Genomic DNA, 17,911 nt, shown 5'->3' on the forward strand with positions numbered 1-17,911 from the left:
GTCCCTGTCTTATCGAAAAACGGCGCACGTCCTGTGCGCCGCCCTCCGGGTCTACTATTGACCGGTACAGCGACAAAACAAAGCGGCAAAGCAAAGCAGCAAAGCAAAGCAGCAAAGCAGATCTATATCGCCGCAACGGCAACGATTTTTCTGCACATCCGGTAATCGCGGCTCGCGCCGACGCATCGCTTCGATGGGCGGCATCGGCGATGCCGGCTATGCGTGTTCCTTGGTCGCGGCTTTCGTCGCTCCTACCCTTCGCGAAAGCATGCCGCTTCGATGGATGACATCGGCGTTGCGCCCTCTGCGCGTCCGTCCACACCCGCACGGCATCGGCACGCTTACGTCCGCGACACGGCTGTCGCGATCCAGCCCGAACCGCGCCGCCTCAGCCGCGACGGTTCAGACGCCGCCCCAGCCACCAGGCGCCGGCCGCGACCGTCACCCCGAGGAACAGGGCGATGCCGCTGACGCCCGGGGTGGCGCGTTCGCTGACGAACTCGCCGCCCGGCAACAGGATGATCACCGCCATCGCCAGGCAGGCGTAGGCGACCACGGTCAGTACCCAGAACAGCCACTGCAGCGCACGCAGCACTTCGCGGCTGGGTTCGTTCTCGTGGCTGGTGCGGTGGGTGCCGCCGCGACCGAGCGCCCACAGCCAATAGGTCAGCGAGGCGTTGTCGACCTTGGCGCCGCGGCGCAGCGGGCGCCGGTAGGGGCTGTCGGCATACACGGCATTGTTCAGCGGGCCGTCGTTGCGCATCAGGTTGAGGCGGTCGTTGGCCAGCGGCAGGTTACGCGGGTCGTTCGGCGCGGCGTTGACCATCAGCGGCACCACCGTCGGCGCCACCAGGGCCTCGCTCGCCGGCGCGGCCACGTTGGCCGGCACCACGTTCGGAGGCGTGCTCAAGCGCTGCATCATCGACAACTGATTGAGCAGGTTCTGCTGCGCGAGCAGGGACTCGCTGTACAACGCGCTCGTCATCGGCGCGGCCAGCACCGCATTCGGCGTCGCCACCGGTACCGCGAGCGCAGGCGCCGCCGCATAGGCGACCTGCGCCGGTAGGCCGGCGTTGCTCGCCGCGGCCACGCTCGGGTTGCCGAGCAGCGCGGTCTGCACGCCGGAAGGCTGCATGGTCATCGCGCTGCCGGGCACCGCATCGGCCGAGACCGGCCGGTTCAAGGCCGGCTGCAGCCCGGCGCTGTTGCCGAGCGCGCGTTCGGACAAGGTCGGCGGCGGGTATTGGGTGACCTGATTGAATGCGGTCTGGGTGTTGCCGCTCGACTGCATCGACTGGCCGGGCAACAAACGGCTCGGATAGGCGGCGATCTGATCGTCCATCGCCGAACCGGAACTGACCACGTTCGGGGTGTTGTGCGGGCGGTCGTGCTCGGTCGAGCTGGGCGTGGTGCCGGACGGCGGCGTGACCGGGCTGGTGTCGCTGCCGTGATTGTTATCGACACCATTGCCGCCGGTGTGGGTATCGCCGCCGCCGTGCGGTTTTTCCAGGCCCGGCGGGCCGTCGCCGTTCAGCCCCGGCGGCGAGCCGGGACCGTGGTGATCGTCGCCGCCGAGACCGGGTAGGCCCAGGCCGAGCGGATCGTGGCCATGACCGTGGCCACCGCCCAGGCCCGGGAAGGACGGGCGGTGGCCGCCCGGAAATCCGGGGAAATTCGGAAAACCCGACATGGGCGTTCTCCCAGCAGAAACCTCGCACCGGATCGATAGCGCGCTTTGGGAAATTAATCCGCTGCGGGGCCGGGAGCATCCTCGGGCCGACCCTAGGTGCGACACGCCTGCGCCGGCGTTGCGGCGGGGCGTCGTGCCTGCCGGACTGCGTTAGCGGGACGAGCGCGATGCCGCAGTCGCCGAGTCGCGTGCGTCGATGCCGCAATCACCAACGTCGCTCGCATTCGATCGACCGCCCGCTCGCCCATCGCGTCCATCGACCACGCGAATCCGACACGCAGCGTGTTGGCGCCGAGGAAGCGTCGCCATTCATCGCCTGCCTTCCACGCCGGCATGCGATCGCCGCACAAACGTGGCAACGCAGGCGTCTTTCGCCTGCACATCCTCTTGTTGCCGTTGAAGTTCTCGGCGAGACTATTCGCGCAATCTCTACGTCGCGGCGCAACGCCGCGATGCGATCGCAGCACCATCCCTCTGCCGTAAACCCCAACCAGGAACTTCAATGAGCCGACTGCCCGGCCTCGATCTGCTGCGCGCGATCGCGATCGTATGGGTGATGTTTTTTCATGCCGCCACCGCCGGACTCGGCTCGCCTTACGGCCCGATGTCGGAATTCGGCTGGATGGGGGTGGACTTGTTCTTCGCCCTCAGCGGCTATCTGATCGGCTGGCAGGTGCTCAAGCCGCTGAGTCGCGGCGAACCGCTGCGCTGGGGCGATTTCTATCTGCGCCGCGCCATGCGCGTGCTGCCGGCGTTCTGGGCGGTGATCGCGCTGTACCTGCTGGTGCCCGAGTTCCGCGAGCGCCCCGGCATGCAGCCGGCCTGGCAGTTCCTGACGTTCACCGTGAACCTGTTGATCGACTACGAACACAACAAGGCGTTCTCGCATGCCTGGTCGCTGTGCGTGGAAGAGCATTTCTACCTGGTCTTTCCGTTGCTCGCATGGTGGCTGACGCGGCGCCCGGCGTTGTGGAAAACCCTCGCGCTCGGCGTGCTGTTGGTCGCGGGCGGCATGGCCTTGCGCGCCTGGGTCTGGCATTCGAGCCTGCCCGACGGCAGCGTGGCCTGGGTCGAGCGCGTCTATTACCCGACCTGGATGCGTCTGGACGGGCTGCTCGCCGGCGTCATGCTGGCGGCGATCCGCGCCTATCGTCCGCAATGGTGGTCGGCGATGATGCAGCGCTCCGGCGTGTTGCTGGCACTCGGCCTGGCCGGCGTCGCCGCGGCGATCTGGCTGTCACAGAATCGCCTGGGTTTGCAGGCCTCGGTGTTCGGTTTCCCGGTGGTCTCGTTCGGGCTGGCCTTGCTGGTCGCCGCCGCGGCTTCGGAACAACGTTGGACCGGGCGCTTGCGTGTGCCGGGTGCGGCCTGGCTGGCGGCGGCGTCGTTCAGTCTCTATCTGACTCACAAGCAGATGTTCGGCCTGGTCTCGCGCCACTACGGCGAGCAACTCGACGGCCACGGCCTGCTTGCCTTCGCCGCCTATGCCGGCGCGGCCCTGCTCGGCGGTGCGGTCCTGTATTACGCGGTGGAGCGGCCGTTCCTGCGTCTGCGCGATCGCATCGTGCAGCGACGCGATGCCCAAGGCGAGGTCGGATCGGGTGCCGCGCTGCCGGCGGCCCAGGGCTGAGGCGGTGGGCGGGTTCGTCGGATGGCGCCTCCCCACTCCTGTTCATCGGCGGGCGATGCCTGAGATGTGACTTCTGTCATGTTTCGAGCATCCGGACTATGGCCTAAGGTGGGGAAAGCGCGCCGGACCGCGTTCGGGATAAGGTGGGTTCCGGAATCGTCGGCCGGCGATGCAGATCGCAGGCGGCGAATCCGGGCCGGTCCGTCCATGCATCCCCCGGTGTGGGCGCCTACAGTCCAGTGGCCCGATCAGTCCGTGGCCGATGTGCTCGAATCGGGCCTTGCCCGTCGTTGCCAGAGGGGTGTGAACGATGCATCGAACTCGTGCCGAACTCGATGGCGATCTGTGCCAGCTGCGTGCCGCCTTGCCGATGTGGCGGCGACAGTGGCGCGACGATGCCGTGTTCTGGCCGCGCGTCGACAGTCTCGTCGAACGTCTGTTGACGGTGACGCCGCGCCCCGAGCGCGGCCACGTGGTCTCCAACATCAATCGGATGCTGGCCTCGCAGGGCTTGCAGCACGCGCCCTACGAATGAGGCCGGCGCGCGTCGCGACTGCGGCGGCGCCTGCGCTTATCTGATCAATTCATCCAGCAAGGCCGCGACGCGCGCGGCATAGGCGTTCGGCGCGAATCGCTGGGCGAAGGCGCGGCGTTGTTCGGCGTTGCCGTCGACCGACTCGCGGCCGAGCTGGATCATCAACTGGGTCAGCATCGGCCGGTCGTGCGGATCGAAACGCGGCATGTCGCCGGGCGCGACTTCTTCCAGGGCGCTGCCTTCGGCCACCGCGACCGGCGTGCCGGCGGCCAGCGCTTCCAGTACCGGCAGGCCGAAGCCTTCCGCATACGAGGGCTGCCACAGGCGCTCGGCATCGACGTACAAACGCGCCAGGCCTTCGTCGTCGATCTCGTCGAACCAATGCACGCCGTTGAGCCGGCGCAGTTCCGGCCCGACGTCGGCGGGCGAGCCGACCACGGCCAGGTCCGGCGTGTCGTAATGCTGGCGGCGCGCGTCGAGCCAGGCGCGCAGGAACAAGTCGGCGTTCTTGCGCGGTTCGCGGGTGCCGACCAGCAACCAGTAACGCGGCGGCAAGGCGAGCGGCAGTTTGCTGCGGTCGGCCGGCGGCGGCAGCGGTGCGACCGCATCGGGCAGCACGTAGAGCTTGTGCGCATGCGCCGGGTACAAGCGTCCGCATTCGGCGGTGGTATAGCGCGACGGCGTCCAGATCGCGTCGGCGTTGGCGATCGCATGGCCGATCCGGGTCTGGTCGATCAGCCGCGTGGCCAAGGCGCGCCACGGCGAGGTGCGCGGGCGACGCAGGGTCAGCCGGAACAGGTCGTGCAGCAGCAACACCTGGCGCACGTCGGCCGGCTTGCGCCACACCGGCAATCCGCCCTCGGCGGTGGCGATGTAGATATCGATCTTCTCGCGGCGCAGCGCGGCCGGCAGAAAGCCGGCTTCGTAGTGCCAACGGTCGCGCAGGCCGGGGTCGTGGTCGAGCGGCAACGGTGCATCGTCGCTGACCGCGATGGCGCGATGCGGATGATCGGCCGGCGCGGCGGTGAACAGCACGGTGTCGATGCCGCTGCGGCCGCGCAAGGCGCGCTCCAGGGCCAGCACCTGGCGTCCGGCGGAGGTCGTCGGGGCGGCAGTGGCGGCGCGATAATCCAGGCCTATGCGCATGGCGCCCGCCTCCGTGCCGGGGCCGGCACGGGTTCGGCCGATGCCGACGGCAGCCACGGCGAAATCATTGCGGCGGCATTGGCCGTCGCGCGCGCGCAGGCAACGATCGCGGTGGAGAACGAATGCTTCATCGGATCCCGCAAGGCCCTGGGTCAGACCACTAACGGGATTGCAGCCGGATCGACCCTTCCCACTTAGTGCCAAATTAATGCGAAAAACATCACACTTATTATGTGATGTAAGTCGTTATGGTTGGCCCGGTCGATTGAATCGTTCATGAAAACGATGAACGAAAATAGCGCTTCCCCGTTCAGCTAAACGCGGTTTCGCGGCGCAGCGGCCATGCGGCTTGACAGCCTGGGCCTCCGGCTTTATCAACGGATCAGTTATTTAACCTTTCGGTTCATAGATATGTCCGTCGATTCGCTCAATGCGACCTTCGCCGCCCTGGCCGATCCGACCCGGCGCGCGATCCTGGCCCGGCTTGCCCACGGCGAGGCCGGCGTGACCGAACTGGCCGAGCCCTTCGCCATGAGCCTTCCGGCGATTTCCAAGCACATCAAGGTGCTCGAGCGCGCCGGCCTGATCGCGCGCGGCCGCGAAGCGCAATGGCGGCCGTGCCGGCTCGAGACCGAGCGGCTGCAGGAAGTCTCCGGCTGGCTCGATCGCTACCGGCAGATCTGGGAACAACGCCTCGACCGCCTCGACGACTACCTTGTGCAGTTGCAGGCGACGCACGCAAAACGCGACGACCCACCGCAACGCGGGGACCAGCGCGATGAGCACGATCCCGACTAGCGACAGAAGTGGCTTGCGCCGAGCAGGCTGCAGGCGGAGCCTGCGCCGCCATGGCTGACACCGGCGCGTCCGGGCGCAAGCGCGACGGCGACGGCGCCGGCGGTGCCTTGCCGGAGTCGGGCAGGCCGTGTTGCGGTCTGCCGAGCCCCTTGGCGAGCGCCATCCGCAGCACCGTGCGCACGCCGGCCGACGTCGCCGCGTCCGCCGCACCGCCGCCGCCCTCCGGCGAAGACGGCGAGGGCGGCGAGGGCGGGCAAGACCCGATCCGATAACAGCCGCTGCGGGCGCGGCGAAACCACGCGAGCGCCGTCCCCGCACTTCTCGTTAGCCTGCGCGGAGCGACGAGCGCACGACTTCGGCGCATCGCAGCGATGCGATCGATCAAACGCCGGCGACTGCGTCCTGCCACCGTTGCGGGGTAGCGATCGTCCGCAGTCCTTGCCGCCCCGGGCGCGCCCCGTGCCGGCGATCCGCTAACCGGGCTTTGCGCGCCGATCCCGTGCCGGCGCGTCGTTTCGCGGTCCGTCAGCCCCCTGGACTGGCGGACCGTGGCTTTTGCCGTCGGCCTGCGTCGCCACGGTATTGGCGTGCTGGTCGACCGCGTCCTTGTCGATTTGGCCGCAGGCCGTTCGTCGTCCTCATGAGAGCCGCCACCGGGCCGCTCGCCCGCGAGGAACCGACGATGAAATTCATGCTGATAGTCAAAGCCGACCGCGACAGCGAGGCCGGGGTGTTGCCCGATCCGGCCCTGCTGCGCGCGATGGGCGCCTACAACGAGGAACTGGTCCGGGCCGGGGTGCTGCTCGCCGCCGAAGGCTTGCACCCGAGCGCCAAAGGCGTGCGGGTGCAGTTCGACGGCGCCACGCGCCGGATCGTCGAAGGTCCCTTCGCCTCGACCGAGGAACTGGTCGCCGGGTTCTGGCTGATCCAGGCGCGTTCGCTCGCCGAAGCGGTCGAATGGGTCAAGCGGGTGCCGCACCCGCCGGGCGTGCCGGCGCAGATCGAGATCCGTCAGGTCTACGACCTGGCCGACTTCGGCGAAGCCCTGAGCCCGGAACTGCGCGCGGCCGAAGAGCGCATGCGCGACCGCGTCGCGACCTGGTCGAACTGATTCGACCGCGATCAGTGCGTCGCTTGTCGATTCCGCCCGCGCGGGTTCGTCGTTCGTAAGACACCGGCCGCCATGGCCGCCAGCATCGCGACGGCCATGCCCACCCACAGCACCCGTCTTACCCGGTTCAAACGCCACCACCCCAACCAGGACGACCACGCCATGCAACTGACCACGTATCTGTCTTTCAACGGCGATTGCCGCCAGGCCTTCGAGTTCTACCACGCGACCCTCGGCGGCAAGATCACCGACATGATGATCTTCGGCGACCATCCCGGTTGCGAAGGCCTGACCGAGCAGGACCGCGACAAGATCATGCACGCCCGCTACGAGCTCGACGGCTTCGCGCTGATGGGCACCGACGCCACCCACCTGTATCCCTACAAAGGCATCGCCGGCGCGCACGTCGTCGTGTCCTTGAACGACCCGGCCGAGGCCAAGCGCATCTACGACGCGTTCGCCGACGGCGGCAAGATCGAAATGCCCCTGCAGGAAACCTTCTGGGCGCTGGCCTACGGCATCGTCAGCGACCGCTTCGGCGTGCCGTGGATGATCAACTGCGAACAGGCCGGCTGACCCCGTTCAAGAGTAGGAGCGGCGTCCCACAGGGATTTTTTTCGGCGACCAACCGCGACCGCGCCATCGCATTCACCGGCGAAGGCCGTGGTGCCGACCGTTACCGGCCCGGGACGATTTCATCGGGCGTCGCAACTTTCGCCGGAGTTCGCTGGGTCGCGGTCGCGGCTCGCGCCGCTCCTACTCAAGGCTGCGATGCGGTCGCGGCCGATGGCACGCCGCTCTTAACCTGAAACGGTCGCGCGGGCCTCGTCCTAAATGCCCTTGCATCGGCGTGCGCGAGGTGGTCTGATCCTTGGCCGTGACGGCCATCGATACCCACCGTGCCATCGACGCCGTCTGGCGCATCGAATCGGCCAAACTCATCGCCGGACTGACGCGCATGGTGCGCGATGTCGGTCTGGCCGAAGAACTCGCCCAGGATGCGCTGGTGGTCGCGCTCGAGCGCTGGCCCGAGACCGGAGTGCCCGACAATCCGGGCGCCTGGCTCATGCAGACTGCGAAGAATCGCGCGATCGACCGCCTGCGCCGCAAGAAGTTGCTCGACCGCAAGCACGAGGAAATCGGGCGCGAGATCGAGGCCAGCCAGGAAGAGGTCGAGGACGCGTTCTTCGACAAGCTCGACGACGACATCGGCGACGACCTGCTGCGGCTCGTATTCATCTCCTGCCATCCGGTGTTGTCGACCGAAGCGCGTCTGGCCCTGACCCTGCGCCTGCTCGGCGGCCTCACCACCGACGAAATCGCGCGCGCCTTTCTCGCCGCCGAACCGACCATCGCCCAGCGCATCGTTCGCGCCAAGCGCACCCTGGCCGAGGCGCAGGTGCCGTTCGAGGTGCCGCGCGGCGAAGAGCTCGCGCAGCGGCTGGCCTCGGTGCTCGAAGTCATCTACCTGATCTTCAATGAAGGCTATTCGGCCACTGCCGGCGACGACTGGATGCGTCCGGGCCTGTGCGAAGACGCGCTGCGCCTGGGCCGCATCCTCGCCGGGCTGATGCCCAACGAATCGGAAGTGCACGGTCTGGTCGCGCTGATGGAAATCCAGGCCTCGCGTGCCGGCGCGCGCACCGCGCCCGACGGCACCCCGATCCTGCTGCTCGATCAGGACCGCGCGCGCTGGGACCGGATCCAGATCCAGCGCGGGCTCCAAGCCCTGGAGCGCGCCATCCGTCTCGGCGGCGCGCAGCGGCCGTATGCCTTACAGGCCGGGATCGCCGCCTGCCATGCCAGCGCGCCGACCGCGCAGGACACGCCGTGGCCGCGCATCGCCGCGCTGTACCAGCAACTCGCGGTGCTGACGCCGTCGCCGGTGATCGAACTCAATCGCGCCGTGGCCTTGTCGATGGCGTTCGGCCCGGCCGCCGGCCTGGAACTGGTCGACACGCTGATCGACGAGCCCTCGCTCAAGCACTACCACTTGCTGCCGACGGTGCGCGGCGACCTGCTGTTCAAGCTCGGCCGCCGCGACGAAGCGCGCGCCGAGTTCGAACGCGCCGCCTCGATGACCCGCAACGTGCGCGAGCGCGAACTGCTGCTCGCGCGCGCCGCCGAAAGCGTCTGAAGGTCAGCGCGACCGGCGAGTGGGCGAACCCGGGTTCGCATCGCGGCGCCATGGCGGCATTCGCCGCAGGTGTCGCGAGGGGAATCGGCAGCGCCGACACCGTCGTCCCAGGCATGGAATTCACAACATCCGAACGTGCGAAAACCGCGGAAATTTACCGGTTTTTTACACGCCCGCCGACGGCCTCGACCAGGATGCGCGCAACTCGGGCCGCGTGGAGGGAAACACGATGAGCAACCTAGCTATCGGCATAGCCATTGTCGTCGCACTGAATGTCTGGGCCACCGTCGTGGTGGTGCGCAACGAGGAGCCGCAAACGCATACGCGGCGCCGGCAACTGGGACTGATCTGGCTGCTGCCGGTGTTCGGCGCGACGCTGTGCTTGGCGATACACGCCAGTGGCCAGGTCATTGCCCACGGGACGCGCCGCGCAGGCGCTATGCGTTATCGGTCGGGCCGCGGTGCGGCCAACGATTTCGTATTTCCGCAGGCGGTGTTCTTCGCCAGCACAGCCGGTCAAGACTGCGGCGACCACGGCTGGGGCGGCCCTTGCGGCAACGACGGCAGCACCGAGGGCGGTGGCGACTGCGGTGGTAGTGACGGTGGTGGAGGCGGGGGCGGGGGCGACTGAGTCGCGCTGCTCAAACGCCGTCGTCGGCCATCGCACCGACGATCAACCGGGCCAACGTCGCCGCGGCGTCGGCTTCCTCGATGCGCCCGCGCGTCATCTCGCGCGACAAGGCGTCGCCTGCGCCGATGATGGCGACGCAGCGGCGCAGCAACTCATCGGCGGGCAACGCCGCCGCGAACGGCGCGAGCAGATCGCGGTAGAAGTTCACATAACCTTCGACCAGTTCCTGCTGGAACTTTTCCATTTCCTCGTCGCCGGCCAACGCGGCGTTGATCGCGTGGCATTCCGGCCCGGCGGTGCGGAAGCAACTCATGTAGCTCTCGCCGAGCAGGCGCGCGACGTCGTGCAGGCGATGCGGGGTGCGCTGGAAGTCGCGTCGCACCACCGCGTTCTGGCGGTCGTCGATCTGCTTGTACAGCGCGATCAACAGGCCCGAGCGAGTGCCGAAATGTTCGTAGGCGATCGGCTTGCTGACCCCGGCACGCTCGGCGAGGTAGCCCAGGGTCAGGGCATCGGTGCCTTGCTCGCGGACGATGCCCATCGCCGTTTCGAGCAACTGCTCGCGACGTTCGGCCTTGGGCAGGCGTTTGGCGGGGGTGTCGGTCATGGAGCGGTCTCTGGCGGGACGGTGGTGGGTGCAGCGGAGAAAAAAGCGCTTGACAGCCTGGGCAGGAGTGTATCTTACTATTGGTAACTTACCAATCGTAGCTTGTGCCGGTGCCCGCCGGATGCCGCGCACGCTGCCTCATCCAGGAGCTTGGATCATGAACGCAATCGCCAACAAACCCGTCCTCATCATCGGCGGTTCCGGCGTCGTCGGCGCCCAGGGCGCGCAGGCCCTGCGCCGCCTGCAGCCCGACCTGCCGATCGCCATCGCCGGCCGCGACCTGGCCAAGGCGGCGAAGGTCGCGGCCGAGGTCGGCCAGGCCGAAGCGGTGCGGGTCGACCTGGCGCGCGCCGACCTCGGCCTGGGCGACGACGCGCGCTTCGGCGCGGTGGTGGTGTTCGTCAAGGACGACAGCCTCAACACGCTCAAGTACGCCCAGCGCCACGGCTTGCCCTACATCAGCACCTCCAGCGGCTCGTTCGAGATCGCCCCGGAAGTGGCGCGCCATCTGCGCCATCCCGGGCGTTCGCCGATTCTGCTCGCCAGCCATTGGCTGGCCGGCACCGCGACCTTGCCGGCGCTGCATTTCGCCCGCGACTTCCGTCGGCTCGACCGCATCGTGATCTCGGCGCTGCTCGACGAGCAGGACATGGGCGGCCCGGCCGCGGCCGCCGACTACGAACGCCTGACCACCGCCGCCGCGGCGCAGATCCTCGACCAGGGGCGTTGGCGCTGGGTGCGCGGCGAGGAGGCCGCAACCACCTTCGCCAGCGTCGACGGCACCGTGGTGGAGGCCGCGGCGTACTCGCCAATGGACGTCGTCAGCCTGGCCGCGGCGACCGACGCGCACTCGATCCGCCTCGACATGGCCTTGGGCGAAAGCGCGAGCCGGCGCCGTGGCGAAGCCTTCTCGACCGAGATCGTGATCGAGCTCGAAGGCGAGCGCCACGACGGCACCCACGCGCGCACCCGCCACGAACTGGTGCATCCGCAGGGGCAGGCGCCGATGACCGCACTCGGCATCGCGCTCGGCGTCGAACGCCTGCTCGGCCTCGCCGGTGGCGAAGCGGTCGCGCCGGGCCTGTACACGCCGGACCTGTTGATCGACCCGGCTTATCAACTGGCGCAACTGCAGGCCTTCGGTGTGCAGGTGGCGCAACGGCCGGCCGTCGAGATCCGCGCCGCCGCCTGACGACCCCTCGCCGTCGCTGCTGGTCACGCAGCGACGGCCGACCGCACACCACGCCATCCCCGGCCGACGTCCTGGTGACGTCGGTTGCGACCGCTTGCGGCCCCGCGCCGCGCCCAGGACTCCGTCATGGACTTCTCGCGTTTCTTCATCGACCGTCCGATCTTCGCGGCGGTGCTGTCGATCCTGATCTTCGCCGCCGGCCTGATCGCGATCCCGCTGTTGCCGGTCAGCGAATACCCCGACGTGGTGCCGCCGACCGTGGTGGTGCGCGCGGTCTACCCGGGCGCCAACGCCAAGGTCATCGCCGAAACCGTAGCCACGCCGCTGGAGGAAGCGATCAACGGCGTGGAACGGATGATGTACATGAAGTCGGTGGCCGGCTCCGACGGCGTGCTTGTGGTCACCGTGACCTTCAAGCCCGGCACCGACGCCGACCAGGCCCAGGTGCAGGTGCAGAACCGGGTTAGTCAGGCATTGGCGCGTCTGCCCGAGGATGTGCGGCGCCAGGGCGTGACCACCCAGAAGCAGTCGCCGACCCTGACCATGCTGGTGCACCTGATCTCGCCGGACGGCAAATACGACTCGCTGTACCTGCGCAACTACGCGACCTTGAAGCTCAAGGACGATCTTGCGCGGCTGCCCGGCGTCGGCCAGATCCAGATGTTCGGCAGCGGCGACTACGCGATGCGTATCTGGCTCGACCCCAACCGCATCGCCGCGCGCGGCCTGAGCGCGGGCGACGTGGTGCGGGCGATCCGCGAACAGAACGTGCAGGTTTCGGCCGGCCAGCTCGGCGCCGAGCCGATGGCGAACCGCAGCGAGTTCCTGATTCCGATCAACGCCCAGGGCCGCTTGCACAGCGAAGCCGAGTTCGGCGGCATCGTCGTCAAGAGCGGCGCCGACGGCGAGCTGGTGCGGCTGTCCGATGTGGCCCGTATCGAACTCGATGCCGGCGACTACAGCCTGCGCGCCCAGCTCGACAACCAGGACGCGGTCGCGATCGGCCTGTTCGAGGCGCCCGGCGCCAATTCGATCGGCCTGTCGAACGCGGTGCGCGCGCGCATGAGCGAGCTCGCACGGACCTTCCCGCCGGGGTTGGAGTACCGCATCGTCTACGACCCGACCGTGTTCGTGCGCGACTCGATCAAGGCGGTGGTCACGACGCTGTTGGAAGCCGTCGCCCTGGTGGTGCTGGTGGTGATCCTGTTCCTGCAGACCTGGCGTGCTTCGATCATCCCCTTGCTCGCCGTGCCGGTGTCGGTGGTCGGCACCTTCGCCGCGCTGTACCTGCTCGGTTTCTCGATCAACACCTTGAGTTTGTTCGGATGCGCGGTGTTCGTGCCGATGGCGTTCCTGTCGGGCGTGACCGGCCAGTTCTACAAACAGTTCGCGGTGACCATCGCCATCTCGACGGTGATCTCGGCGATCAACTCGCTGACTTTGTCGCCGGCGCTGGCCGCGAAACTGCTCAAGCCGCATGGTGCACCGAAAGACGCGCCGACGCGCCTGATCGAGCGCCTGTTCGGCTGGCTGTTCCGCCCGTTCAACCGCTTCTTCGCGTCGAGCTCGCAGAAGTACCAGGGCGCGGTTTCGCGCGCGCTGGGCAAGCGCGGTGCGGTGTTCGTCGTCTATGCGCTGCTGCTGGTCGGCAGCGGCCTGATGTTCAAGGCCGTGCCGGGCGGCTTCATCCCGATCCAGGACAAGCTGTACCTGATCGGCGGGGTGAAACTGCCCGAAGGCGCCTCGCTCGCACGCACCGATGCGGTGATCCGCAAGATGAGCGCGATCGCGATGTCGACCGAAGGCGTGTCGGCGTCGGAAGGCTATCCCGGCCTGAACCCGTTGCAGTTCACCAACACGCCCAATACCGGCACCTTGTTCTTCGAACTCGACGGTTTCGGCGAGCGCGAGCGCAGCGCCGAGGCGATCAACGCCGAACTCAACGAGAAGTTCGCGGCCCTGCAGGAAGGCGCGGCGTTCTCGTTCATGCCGCCGCCGATCCTCGGCCTCGGCGCCGGTTCGGGCTATGCGCTGTACATCCAGGACCGCAGCGGCCAGGGCTACGGCGAGCTGCAGAACGCACTCAACGGCTTGAGCGGCGCGGTCGCGCAGACCCCGGGCATGGGCTATCCGATCAGCACCTACCAGGCCAACGTGCCGCAGCTCGACGCGCGCGTCGACCGCGCCAAGGCCAAGGCCCAGGGCGTGCCGCTCGACGAACTGTTCGATACCTTGCAGACCTATCTGGGCTCGGCCTACGTCAACGACTTCAACCGTTTCGGCCGCACCTACCAGGTCATCGCCCAGGCCGACGGCGCCCACCGCGACAGCATCGAGGACATCGCCAACCTGCGCGTGCGCAACGTCGACGGCGCGATGGTGCCGCTGGGCTCGATGGTGAGCCTCGGCGAAACCTACGGCCCCGACCCGGTGATCCGCTACAACGGCTATCCCGCCGCCGACCTGGTCGGCGAATCCGACCCGCATCTGTTGTCCTCAAGCGAAGCGATGCAGTCCCTGCGCGAACTGGCCGCCAAGCACTTGCCGAACGGCATGGCCATCGAGTGGACCGACCTGAGCTATCAGCAGGCGACCCAGGGCAATGCCGCGCTGATCGTGTTCCCGCTCGCGGTGTTGCTGGCCTTCCTCGCGCTCGCGGCCTTGTACGAAAGCTGGACCCTGCCTTTGGCGGTGATCCTGATCGTGCCGATGACCTTGCTGTCGGCCTTGTTCGGCGTCTGGCTGGGCGGCGGCGACAACAACGTGTTCGTACAGGTCGGCCTGGTCGTGCTGATGGGCCTGGCGTGCAAGAACGCGATCCTGATCGTCGAATTCGCCCGCGAACTGGAACTGCAGGGGCGCGGCATCGTCGAGGCAGCGCTGGAAGCCTGCCGCCTGCGTCTGCGCCCGATCGTGATGACCTCGATCGCCTTCGTCGCCGGCACCGTGCCCCTGCTGATCGGCCAGGGCGCCGGCAGCGAAGTGCGCGCCGCCACCGGCATCACCGTATTCGCCGGCATGCTGGGGGTGACCTTGTTCGGTCTGCTCCTGACTCCGGTGTTTTACGTGGCGTTGCGGACGTGGGTGGCGCGGGGTGCGGCGGCGCGCTTGCTCTCGGGTAGGAGCGACGCAAGTCGCGAACGCGTTGCATCGGGCTAACGGCGTCAGCGACTGCAGCCCTGTAGGAGCGGCGTGAGCCGCGACCGCGCTGTGTCCCGTTGTAGCGTGTCTGGCGGTGTGTCATTGAAGCAACTGCAACTGCAACTGCAACTGCAACTGCAACTGCAAAGCTTCCGCCCGCTAAAGCGGCCGGGTTACTTTCTTTTGCTAAGCCTAAAAGTCCGTCTGGATTCCCTTCGGTCAAAGGTAACCAAAGAAAAGGGCTCTCCTTATCCTATCGAAAAACGGCGCACGTCCTGTGCGCCGCCCTCCGGGTCTACGGTTGCATTGCTAGATCGGAACTGCGCCAAGCTTTCAAGGCAACGGCAACGGCGGGCCGGGGGCTTGTGATTGGGGTAGGAGCGACGCAAGTCGCGACCGCGTGGCTTCAACCTCGCGGCGCCATGGTCGTGCGGGTGGGTGCTGCGGGCTGATCCAGATCGCTGCATCTTGTTGAGATCGCGGCTTGGGCCCAGACCGACCAGAATGATCACTGAGTTGATCGGCGTCACAGAAGCGACGCGCGTCTGCAACATCTGCAACATGGGCTGTGGATGATGGCGGGTCGCCTGACGCTTCCGGGGATGCCCTACCGATGACCGACCCGCAACGCCGCCGCTTCCTGGTCGGGCTCACCGTGGGCGGTGCGGCGACCGTCGCCGGGCCGCTGGCGCTGTGGCGCTGGACCGGCGGTCACGGGCATAGCCTCGGTTCGGGCCCGGCGCCGAAGTTGTCGGAGTTGGCGCCGGACGCTCGCTTCGTGCAGCCGCTGCGCTTGCCCGGTGCCGACGGCCTGCTCGCCGAGGTCGATCTGAAGCAACCGCTGCGCTTGCTGGCGCAGACGCTTGCGGTGGGGCTGTTCCCGGGCCCGGCGACTTCGCTGTGGGCGTATACCGGCCGCATCGGTGCGCGCGAGGTCGGCAATCCCTTGTTGCATGCGCGCCGCGGCGATACGGTCGAGGTCGAACTCGATAATCGCCTCGCCGAGGCGACTACGATCCATTGGCACGGCCTGAGCATCGACGAGGCCAACGAGGGCAGTGGTCTGCATCCGGTCGCGCCCGGCGCCCGCCGCAGCTATCGCTACCGCGTCGACAACCGCGCCGGCCTGTACTGGTATCACGCTCATCCGCACGGCCGCACCGGCGTACAGTTGCAGCGCGGCCTGGCCGGTTTGCTGTTGGTCGAAGACGAGGAAGAGCGCGCGCTGCGGCAGCGCCTCGGCATGCGCTGGGGCGAGCGCGATCTGCCCTTGATGATCGCCGACAAGCAGGTCGGCGCCGACAACGCCATCGTCTACAAGGACGGCGCCGACGACTGGATCGGCAACCGCGTGCTGGTCAACTGGACGCCCGAGCCTTACCTCGACGTGATTCCGGCCTGGTATCGCTTCCGTCTGGCCAACGTCGCCAATGCGCGCATGCTGCGGGTGGCCTTCGTGCAGGGCGACCAAGTGCTGCCGATGCAGTTGATCGGCACCGACGGTGGCCTGCTCGCCCAGGCCTGGCCGGTCGACGATGTGTTTCTCGGGCCGGCGCAGCGCATCGACGTGCTGGTCGACTTCGGCGCGCTCACGCCCGGCCAGCGGGTGATGCTGCGCAGCCTCGACTACGTGGCGATGGAAAACGAGGACGAATCCGGCGCCTTCCTGCCCGACCCGATGGCCGATCATCCCGGTGCCACGCCGATGGGCGCCGCGTTGGACCTGATGGAACTGCGGCTGATCGAATGCGCGACCGAACGCCGGCCGCCGACGCGGCTGCCCGACCTGAGCGCCTTGTCGAAGATCGACCCATTGCCCGACACCGCCGACTGGCCGGTGCGCGCCTTGCGCCTGCGCATGGACGAGGAAGGGCGTTGGTTCATCAACGACTGGAACTTCCACGACAGCGGCCACGAGCCGGCGTTTTCGGTGCGCCGCGGCAGCCGCGAGGTCTGGGAAATCCGCAACAGCATGACCAGCATGCCGCACCCGATCCATCTGCACGGCTTCCAGTTCCGAGTGCTCTCGCGCAGCATCAGCCCGCCGGATATCCGCGGCCGCCAGGTCGCGCCCGGCGGCCTGACCGCGCAGGACCTGGGCTGGAACGACACCGTCGTGGTCTGGCCCGGCGAGATCGTGCGCCTGGCCATCGACTTCGCCCAACCGCTCAGCGGCAGCCATCGCTACATGCTTCATTGCCACAACCTCGAACACGAGGACATGGGCATGATGCTGACCTTCGCGGTGACCGACTGATTCCGCCTTCCCGATCGATGCCCCTGCATTACGGAGTTGCCATGCGCCACGATTTCCTGCGTCCGACTCTGCTCGCCACCGTCCTGGGCCTGGCCGCATGCACGCCGCCTGCAGGCGGCCCAGCGGGCGACGCCGCCAGCGATGCCGCCGGCGGCGCGCTGACCGCGGCCGAGCTTGACAGCGAGAAGGCCCGCATCAGCTACATCGTCGGCCGCGATTTTGCTCGCAGCATCGAACCGATCCGCGGCGAACTGGACCAGCGCATCGTGCTGCGCGCGATCCGCGACGCCCAGGCCGGTGCGCCGATGTTGTACGACGAGGCGCAGAGCAAGAAGATCCGCGAAGGCTTCAGCGAGCATCTGCGCAACAAGCGCGACAGTGAGCTCAAACAGCTCGCCGCGCGGAACCTCGAAGCCGGCGACGCCTTCCTGAAGAAGAACGCGAAAGTCGACGGCGTGGTCAGCACTGCTTCCGGTCTGCAGTACCAGATGCTGCGGGCGGGCAAGGGTGCGCACCCGAAAGCCAGCGACACCGTACGCGTCAACTACGTCGGCCGCTTGCTCGATGGTAGCAAGTTCGAGAGCACCTACGACACCGACCACCCGGCCGAATTCGTCCTTGCCCAAGTCATGCCGGGCTGGACCGAAGCCGTGCAGCTGATGACGCCGGGCAGTCAGTACCGCTTCTGGATTCCGGCCAAGCTCGCCTACGGCGAGCAGGGGTTGCCTGGGCAGATCGAACCCAATGCGACCTTGGCGTTCGAGATCGAGCTGTTGGAGATTGCAGGGCAGGGGGCGCCGACGCAGGGGGAATGAGGGCTGCGGTCGCGATCGGGTTATTTCTTGATCGCACTGTTGATGTCGGGTGAAGTGGCTGTTCGGTTCGCTGAGATTATGCCGCTCTCCGCTCTCCGCTCTCCGCTCTCCGCTTCTTGCTCTTCGCTTTTCCTGCGAATTGGAGACCCGAAGGGCGGCCCGCATGGATGCGGGCCGTTTTTCATCGGGACATGGATGTCCCGTATGAAAAATCCCTGCGT

15 protein-coding genes are annotated in these 17,911 nt (G+C 67.6%); 12 read left to right on the forward strand and 3 right to left on the reverse strand.

Annotation, left to right across the window (positions count from 1 at the left end):
• Window positions 1-388: 388 nt before the first annotated feature.
• Window positions 389-1,690 (reverse strand): hypothetical protein, encoded by a 1,302-nt coding sequence (locus EX88_RS0120960; protein WP_031373935.1) that lies wholly within the window; start codon window positions 1,688-1,690, stop codon window positions 389-391.
• 502 nt (window positions 1,691-2,192) lie between these two features.
• On the opposite strand from EX88_RS0120960, the gene EX88_RS0120965 reads away from it, so the two are divergent.
• Window positions 2,193-3,320, forward strand: a complete 1,128-nt coding sequence (locus EX88_RS0120965) for an acyltransferase family protein (protein WP_036149704.1) — start codon at window positions 2,193-2,195, stop codon at window positions 3,318-3,320.
• A 310-nt stretch (window positions 3,321-3,630) separates the two neighbouring features.
• A complete protein-coding gene (locus EX88_RS0120970) occupies window positions 3,631-3,855 on the forward strand; it encodes a hypothetical protein (RefSeq protein ID WP_031373937.1) in 225 nt (74 codons plus the stop codon).
• Window positions 3,856-3,891: 36 nt separating this feature from the next.
• Here EX88_RS0120970 and EX88_RS0120975 read toward each other — a convergent pair whose 3' ends face one another.
• Window positions 3,892-5,001, reverse strand: coding sequence for a glycosyltransferase family 4 protein (locus tag EX88_RS0120975; protein ID WP_031373938.1), 1,110 nt, complete (start codon window positions 4,999-5,001; stop codon window positions 3,892-3,894).
• A 342-nt stretch (window positions 5,002-5,343) separates the two neighbouring features.
• On the opposite strand from EX88_RS0120975, the gene EX88_RS0120980 reads away from it, so the two are divergent.
• The 6 genes from EX88_RS0120980 (at window position 5,344) to EX88_RS26235 (ending at window position 9,678) form a co-directional block, all read left to right on the forward strand.
• Complete coding sequence (locus EX88_RS0120980; protein WP_223621598.1) at window positions 5,344-5,799, forward strand: ArsR/SmtB family transcription factor; 456 nt, start codon at window positions 5,344-5,346, stop codon at window positions 5,797-5,799.
• 50 nt (window positions 5,800-5,849) lie between these two features.
• Window positions 5,850-6,071, forward strand: coding sequence for a hypothetical protein (locus tag EX88_RS0120985; protein WP_031373940.1), 222 nt, complete (start codon window positions 5,850-5,852; stop codon window positions 6,069-6,071).
• 419 nt (window positions 6,072-6,490) lie between these two features.
• Complete coding sequence (locus tag EX88_RS0120990; protein ID WP_318025861.1) at window positions 6,491-6,910, forward strand: YciI family protein; 420 nt, start codon at window positions 6,491-6,493, stop codon at window positions 6,908-6,910.
• Window positions 6,911-6,982: 72 nt separating this feature from the next.
• A complete protein-coding gene (locus EX88_RS0120995; RefSeq protein ID WP_200875881.1) occupies window positions 6,983-7,486 on the forward strand; it encodes a VOC family protein in 504 nt (167 codons plus the stop codon).
• A 301-nt stretch (window positions 7,487-7,787) separates the two neighbouring features.
• A complete protein-coding gene (locus EX88_RS0121000; protein ID WP_031373943.1) occupies window positions 7,788-9,047 on the forward strand; it encodes an RNA polymerase sigma factor in 1,260 nt (419 codons plus the stop codon).
• A gap of 229 nt (window positions 9,048-9,276) precedes the next feature.
• On the forward strand, window positions 9,277-9,678 hold the full coding sequence (locus EX88_RS26235) for a hypothetical protein (protein WP_036149706.1): 402 nt from the start codon (window positions 9,277-9,279) through the stop codon (window positions 9,676-9,678).
• Window positions 9,679-9,688: 10 nt separating this feature from the next.
• On the opposite strand, the gene EX88_RS0121010 is transcribed toward EX88_RS26235, so the two are convergent.
• Window positions 9,689-10,285, reverse strand: coding sequence for a TetR/AcrR family transcriptional regulator (locus tag EX88_RS0121010; RefSeq protein ID WP_031373944.1), 597 nt, complete (start codon window positions 10,283-10,285; stop codon window positions 9,689-9,691).
• A 157-nt stretch (window positions 10,286-10,442) separates the two neighbouring features.
• Here EX88_RS0121010 and EX88_RS0121015 point away from each other — a divergent pair, with 157 nt between their 5' ends.
• The 4 genes from EX88_RS0121015 (at window position 10,443) to EX88_RS0121030 (ending at window position 17,690) form a co-directional block, all read left to right on the forward strand.
• Window positions 10,443-11,477 carry a hypothetical protein gene (locus EX88_RS0121015; protein WP_031373945.1) on the forward strand — a complete coding sequence of 345 codons (1,035 nt, stop codon included), beginning with the start codon at window positions 10,443-10,445 and terminating at the stop codon, window positions 11,475-11,477.
• Window positions 11,478-11,603: 126 nt separating this feature from the next.
• On the forward strand, window positions 11,604-14,636 hold the full coding sequence (locus EX88_RS0121020; RefSeq protein ID WP_051885384.1) for an efflux RND transporter permease subunit: 3,033 nt from the start codon (window positions 11,604-11,606) through the stop codon (window positions 14,634-14,636).
• Window positions 14,637-15,231: 595 nt separating this feature from the next.
• The gene (locus tag EX88_RS0121025) at window positions 15,232-16,875 is read left to right on the forward strand and encodes a multicopper oxidase family protein (protein WP_051885385.1); all 1,644 of its coding nucleotides are present in this window, start codon (window positions 15,232-15,234) and stop codon (window positions 16,873-16,875) included.
• A gap of 41 nt (window positions 16,876-16,916) precedes the next feature.
• Window positions 16,917-17,690 carry an FKBP-type peptidyl-prolyl cis-trans isomerase gene (locus EX88_RS0121030; protein ID WP_031373948.1) on the forward strand — a complete coding sequence of 258 codons (774 nt, stop codon included), beginning with the start codon at window positions 16,917-16,919 and terminating at the stop codon, window positions 17,688-17,690.
• Window positions 17,691-17,911 lie beyond the last annotated feature (221 nt).

The sequence above is a fragment of the Lysobacter antibioticus genome (assembly GCF_000731095.1).
Taxonomy (GTDB): Bacteria; Pseudomonadota; Gammaproteobacteria; order Xanthomonadales; family Xanthomonadaceae; genus Lysobacter; species Lysobacter antibioticus_B.

Excerpts from the sequence above, each read along its gene's own strand:
- EX88_RS0120960 (WP_031373935.1), bottom strand. The coding sequence starts at position 1,690 with ATGTCGGGTTTTCCGAATTTCCCCGGATTTCCGGGCGGCCACCGCCCG.
- EX88_RS0120965 (WP_036149704.1), top strand. The coding sequence starts at position 2,193 with ATGAGCCGACTGCCCGGCCTCGATCTGCTGCGCGCGATCGCGATCGTA.
- EX88_RS0120970 (WP_031373937.1), top strand. The coding sequence starts at position 3,631 with ATGCATCGAACTCGTGCCGAACTCGATGGCGATCTGTGCCAGCTGCGT.
- EX88_RS0120975 (WP_031373938.1), bottom strand. The coding sequence starts at position 5,001 with ATGCGCATAGGCCTGGATTATCGCGCCGCCACTGCCGCCCCGACGACC.
- EX88_RS0120980 (WP_223621598.1), top strand. The coding sequence starts at position 5,344 with ATGCGGCTTGACAGCCTGGGCCTCCGGCTTTATCAACGGATCAGTTAT.
- EX88_RS0120985 (WP_031373940.1), top strand. The coding sequence starts at position 5,850 with ATGGCTGACACCGGCGCGTCCGGGCGCAAGCGCGACGGCGACGGCGCC.
- EX88_RS0120990 (WP_318025861.1), top strand. The coding sequence starts at position 6,491 with ATGCTGATAGTCAAAGCCGACCGCGACAGCGAGGCCGGGGTGTTGCCC.
- EX88_RS0120995 (WP_200875881.1), top strand. The coding sequence starts at position 6,983 with ATGGCCGCCAGCATCGCGACGGCCATGCCCACCCACAGCACCCGTCTT.
- EX88_RS26235 (WP_036149706.1), top strand. The coding sequence starts at position 9,277 with ATGAGCAACCTAGCTATCGGCATAGCCATTGTCGTCGCACTGAATGTC.
- EX88_RS0121010 (WP_031373944.1), bottom strand. The coding sequence starts at position 10,285 with ATGACCGACACCCCCGCCAAACGCCTGCCCAAGGCCGAACGTCGCGAG.
- EX88_RS0121015 (WP_031373945.1), top strand. The coding sequence starts at position 10,443 with ATGAACGCAATCGCCAACAAACCCGTCCTCATCATCGGCGGTTCCGGC.
- EX88_RS0121020 (WP_051885384.1), top strand. The coding sequence starts at position 11,604 with ATGGACTTCTCGCGTTTCTTCATCGACCGTCCGATCTTCGCGGCGGTG.
- EX88_RS0121025 (WP_051885385.1), top strand. The coding sequence starts at position 15,232 with ATGACCGACCCGCAACGCCGCCGCTTCCTGGTCGGGCTCACCGTGGGC.
- EX88_RS0121030 (WP_031373948.1), top strand. The coding sequence starts at position 16,917 with ATGCGCCACGATTTCCTGCGTCCGACTCTGCTCGCCACCGTCCTGGGC.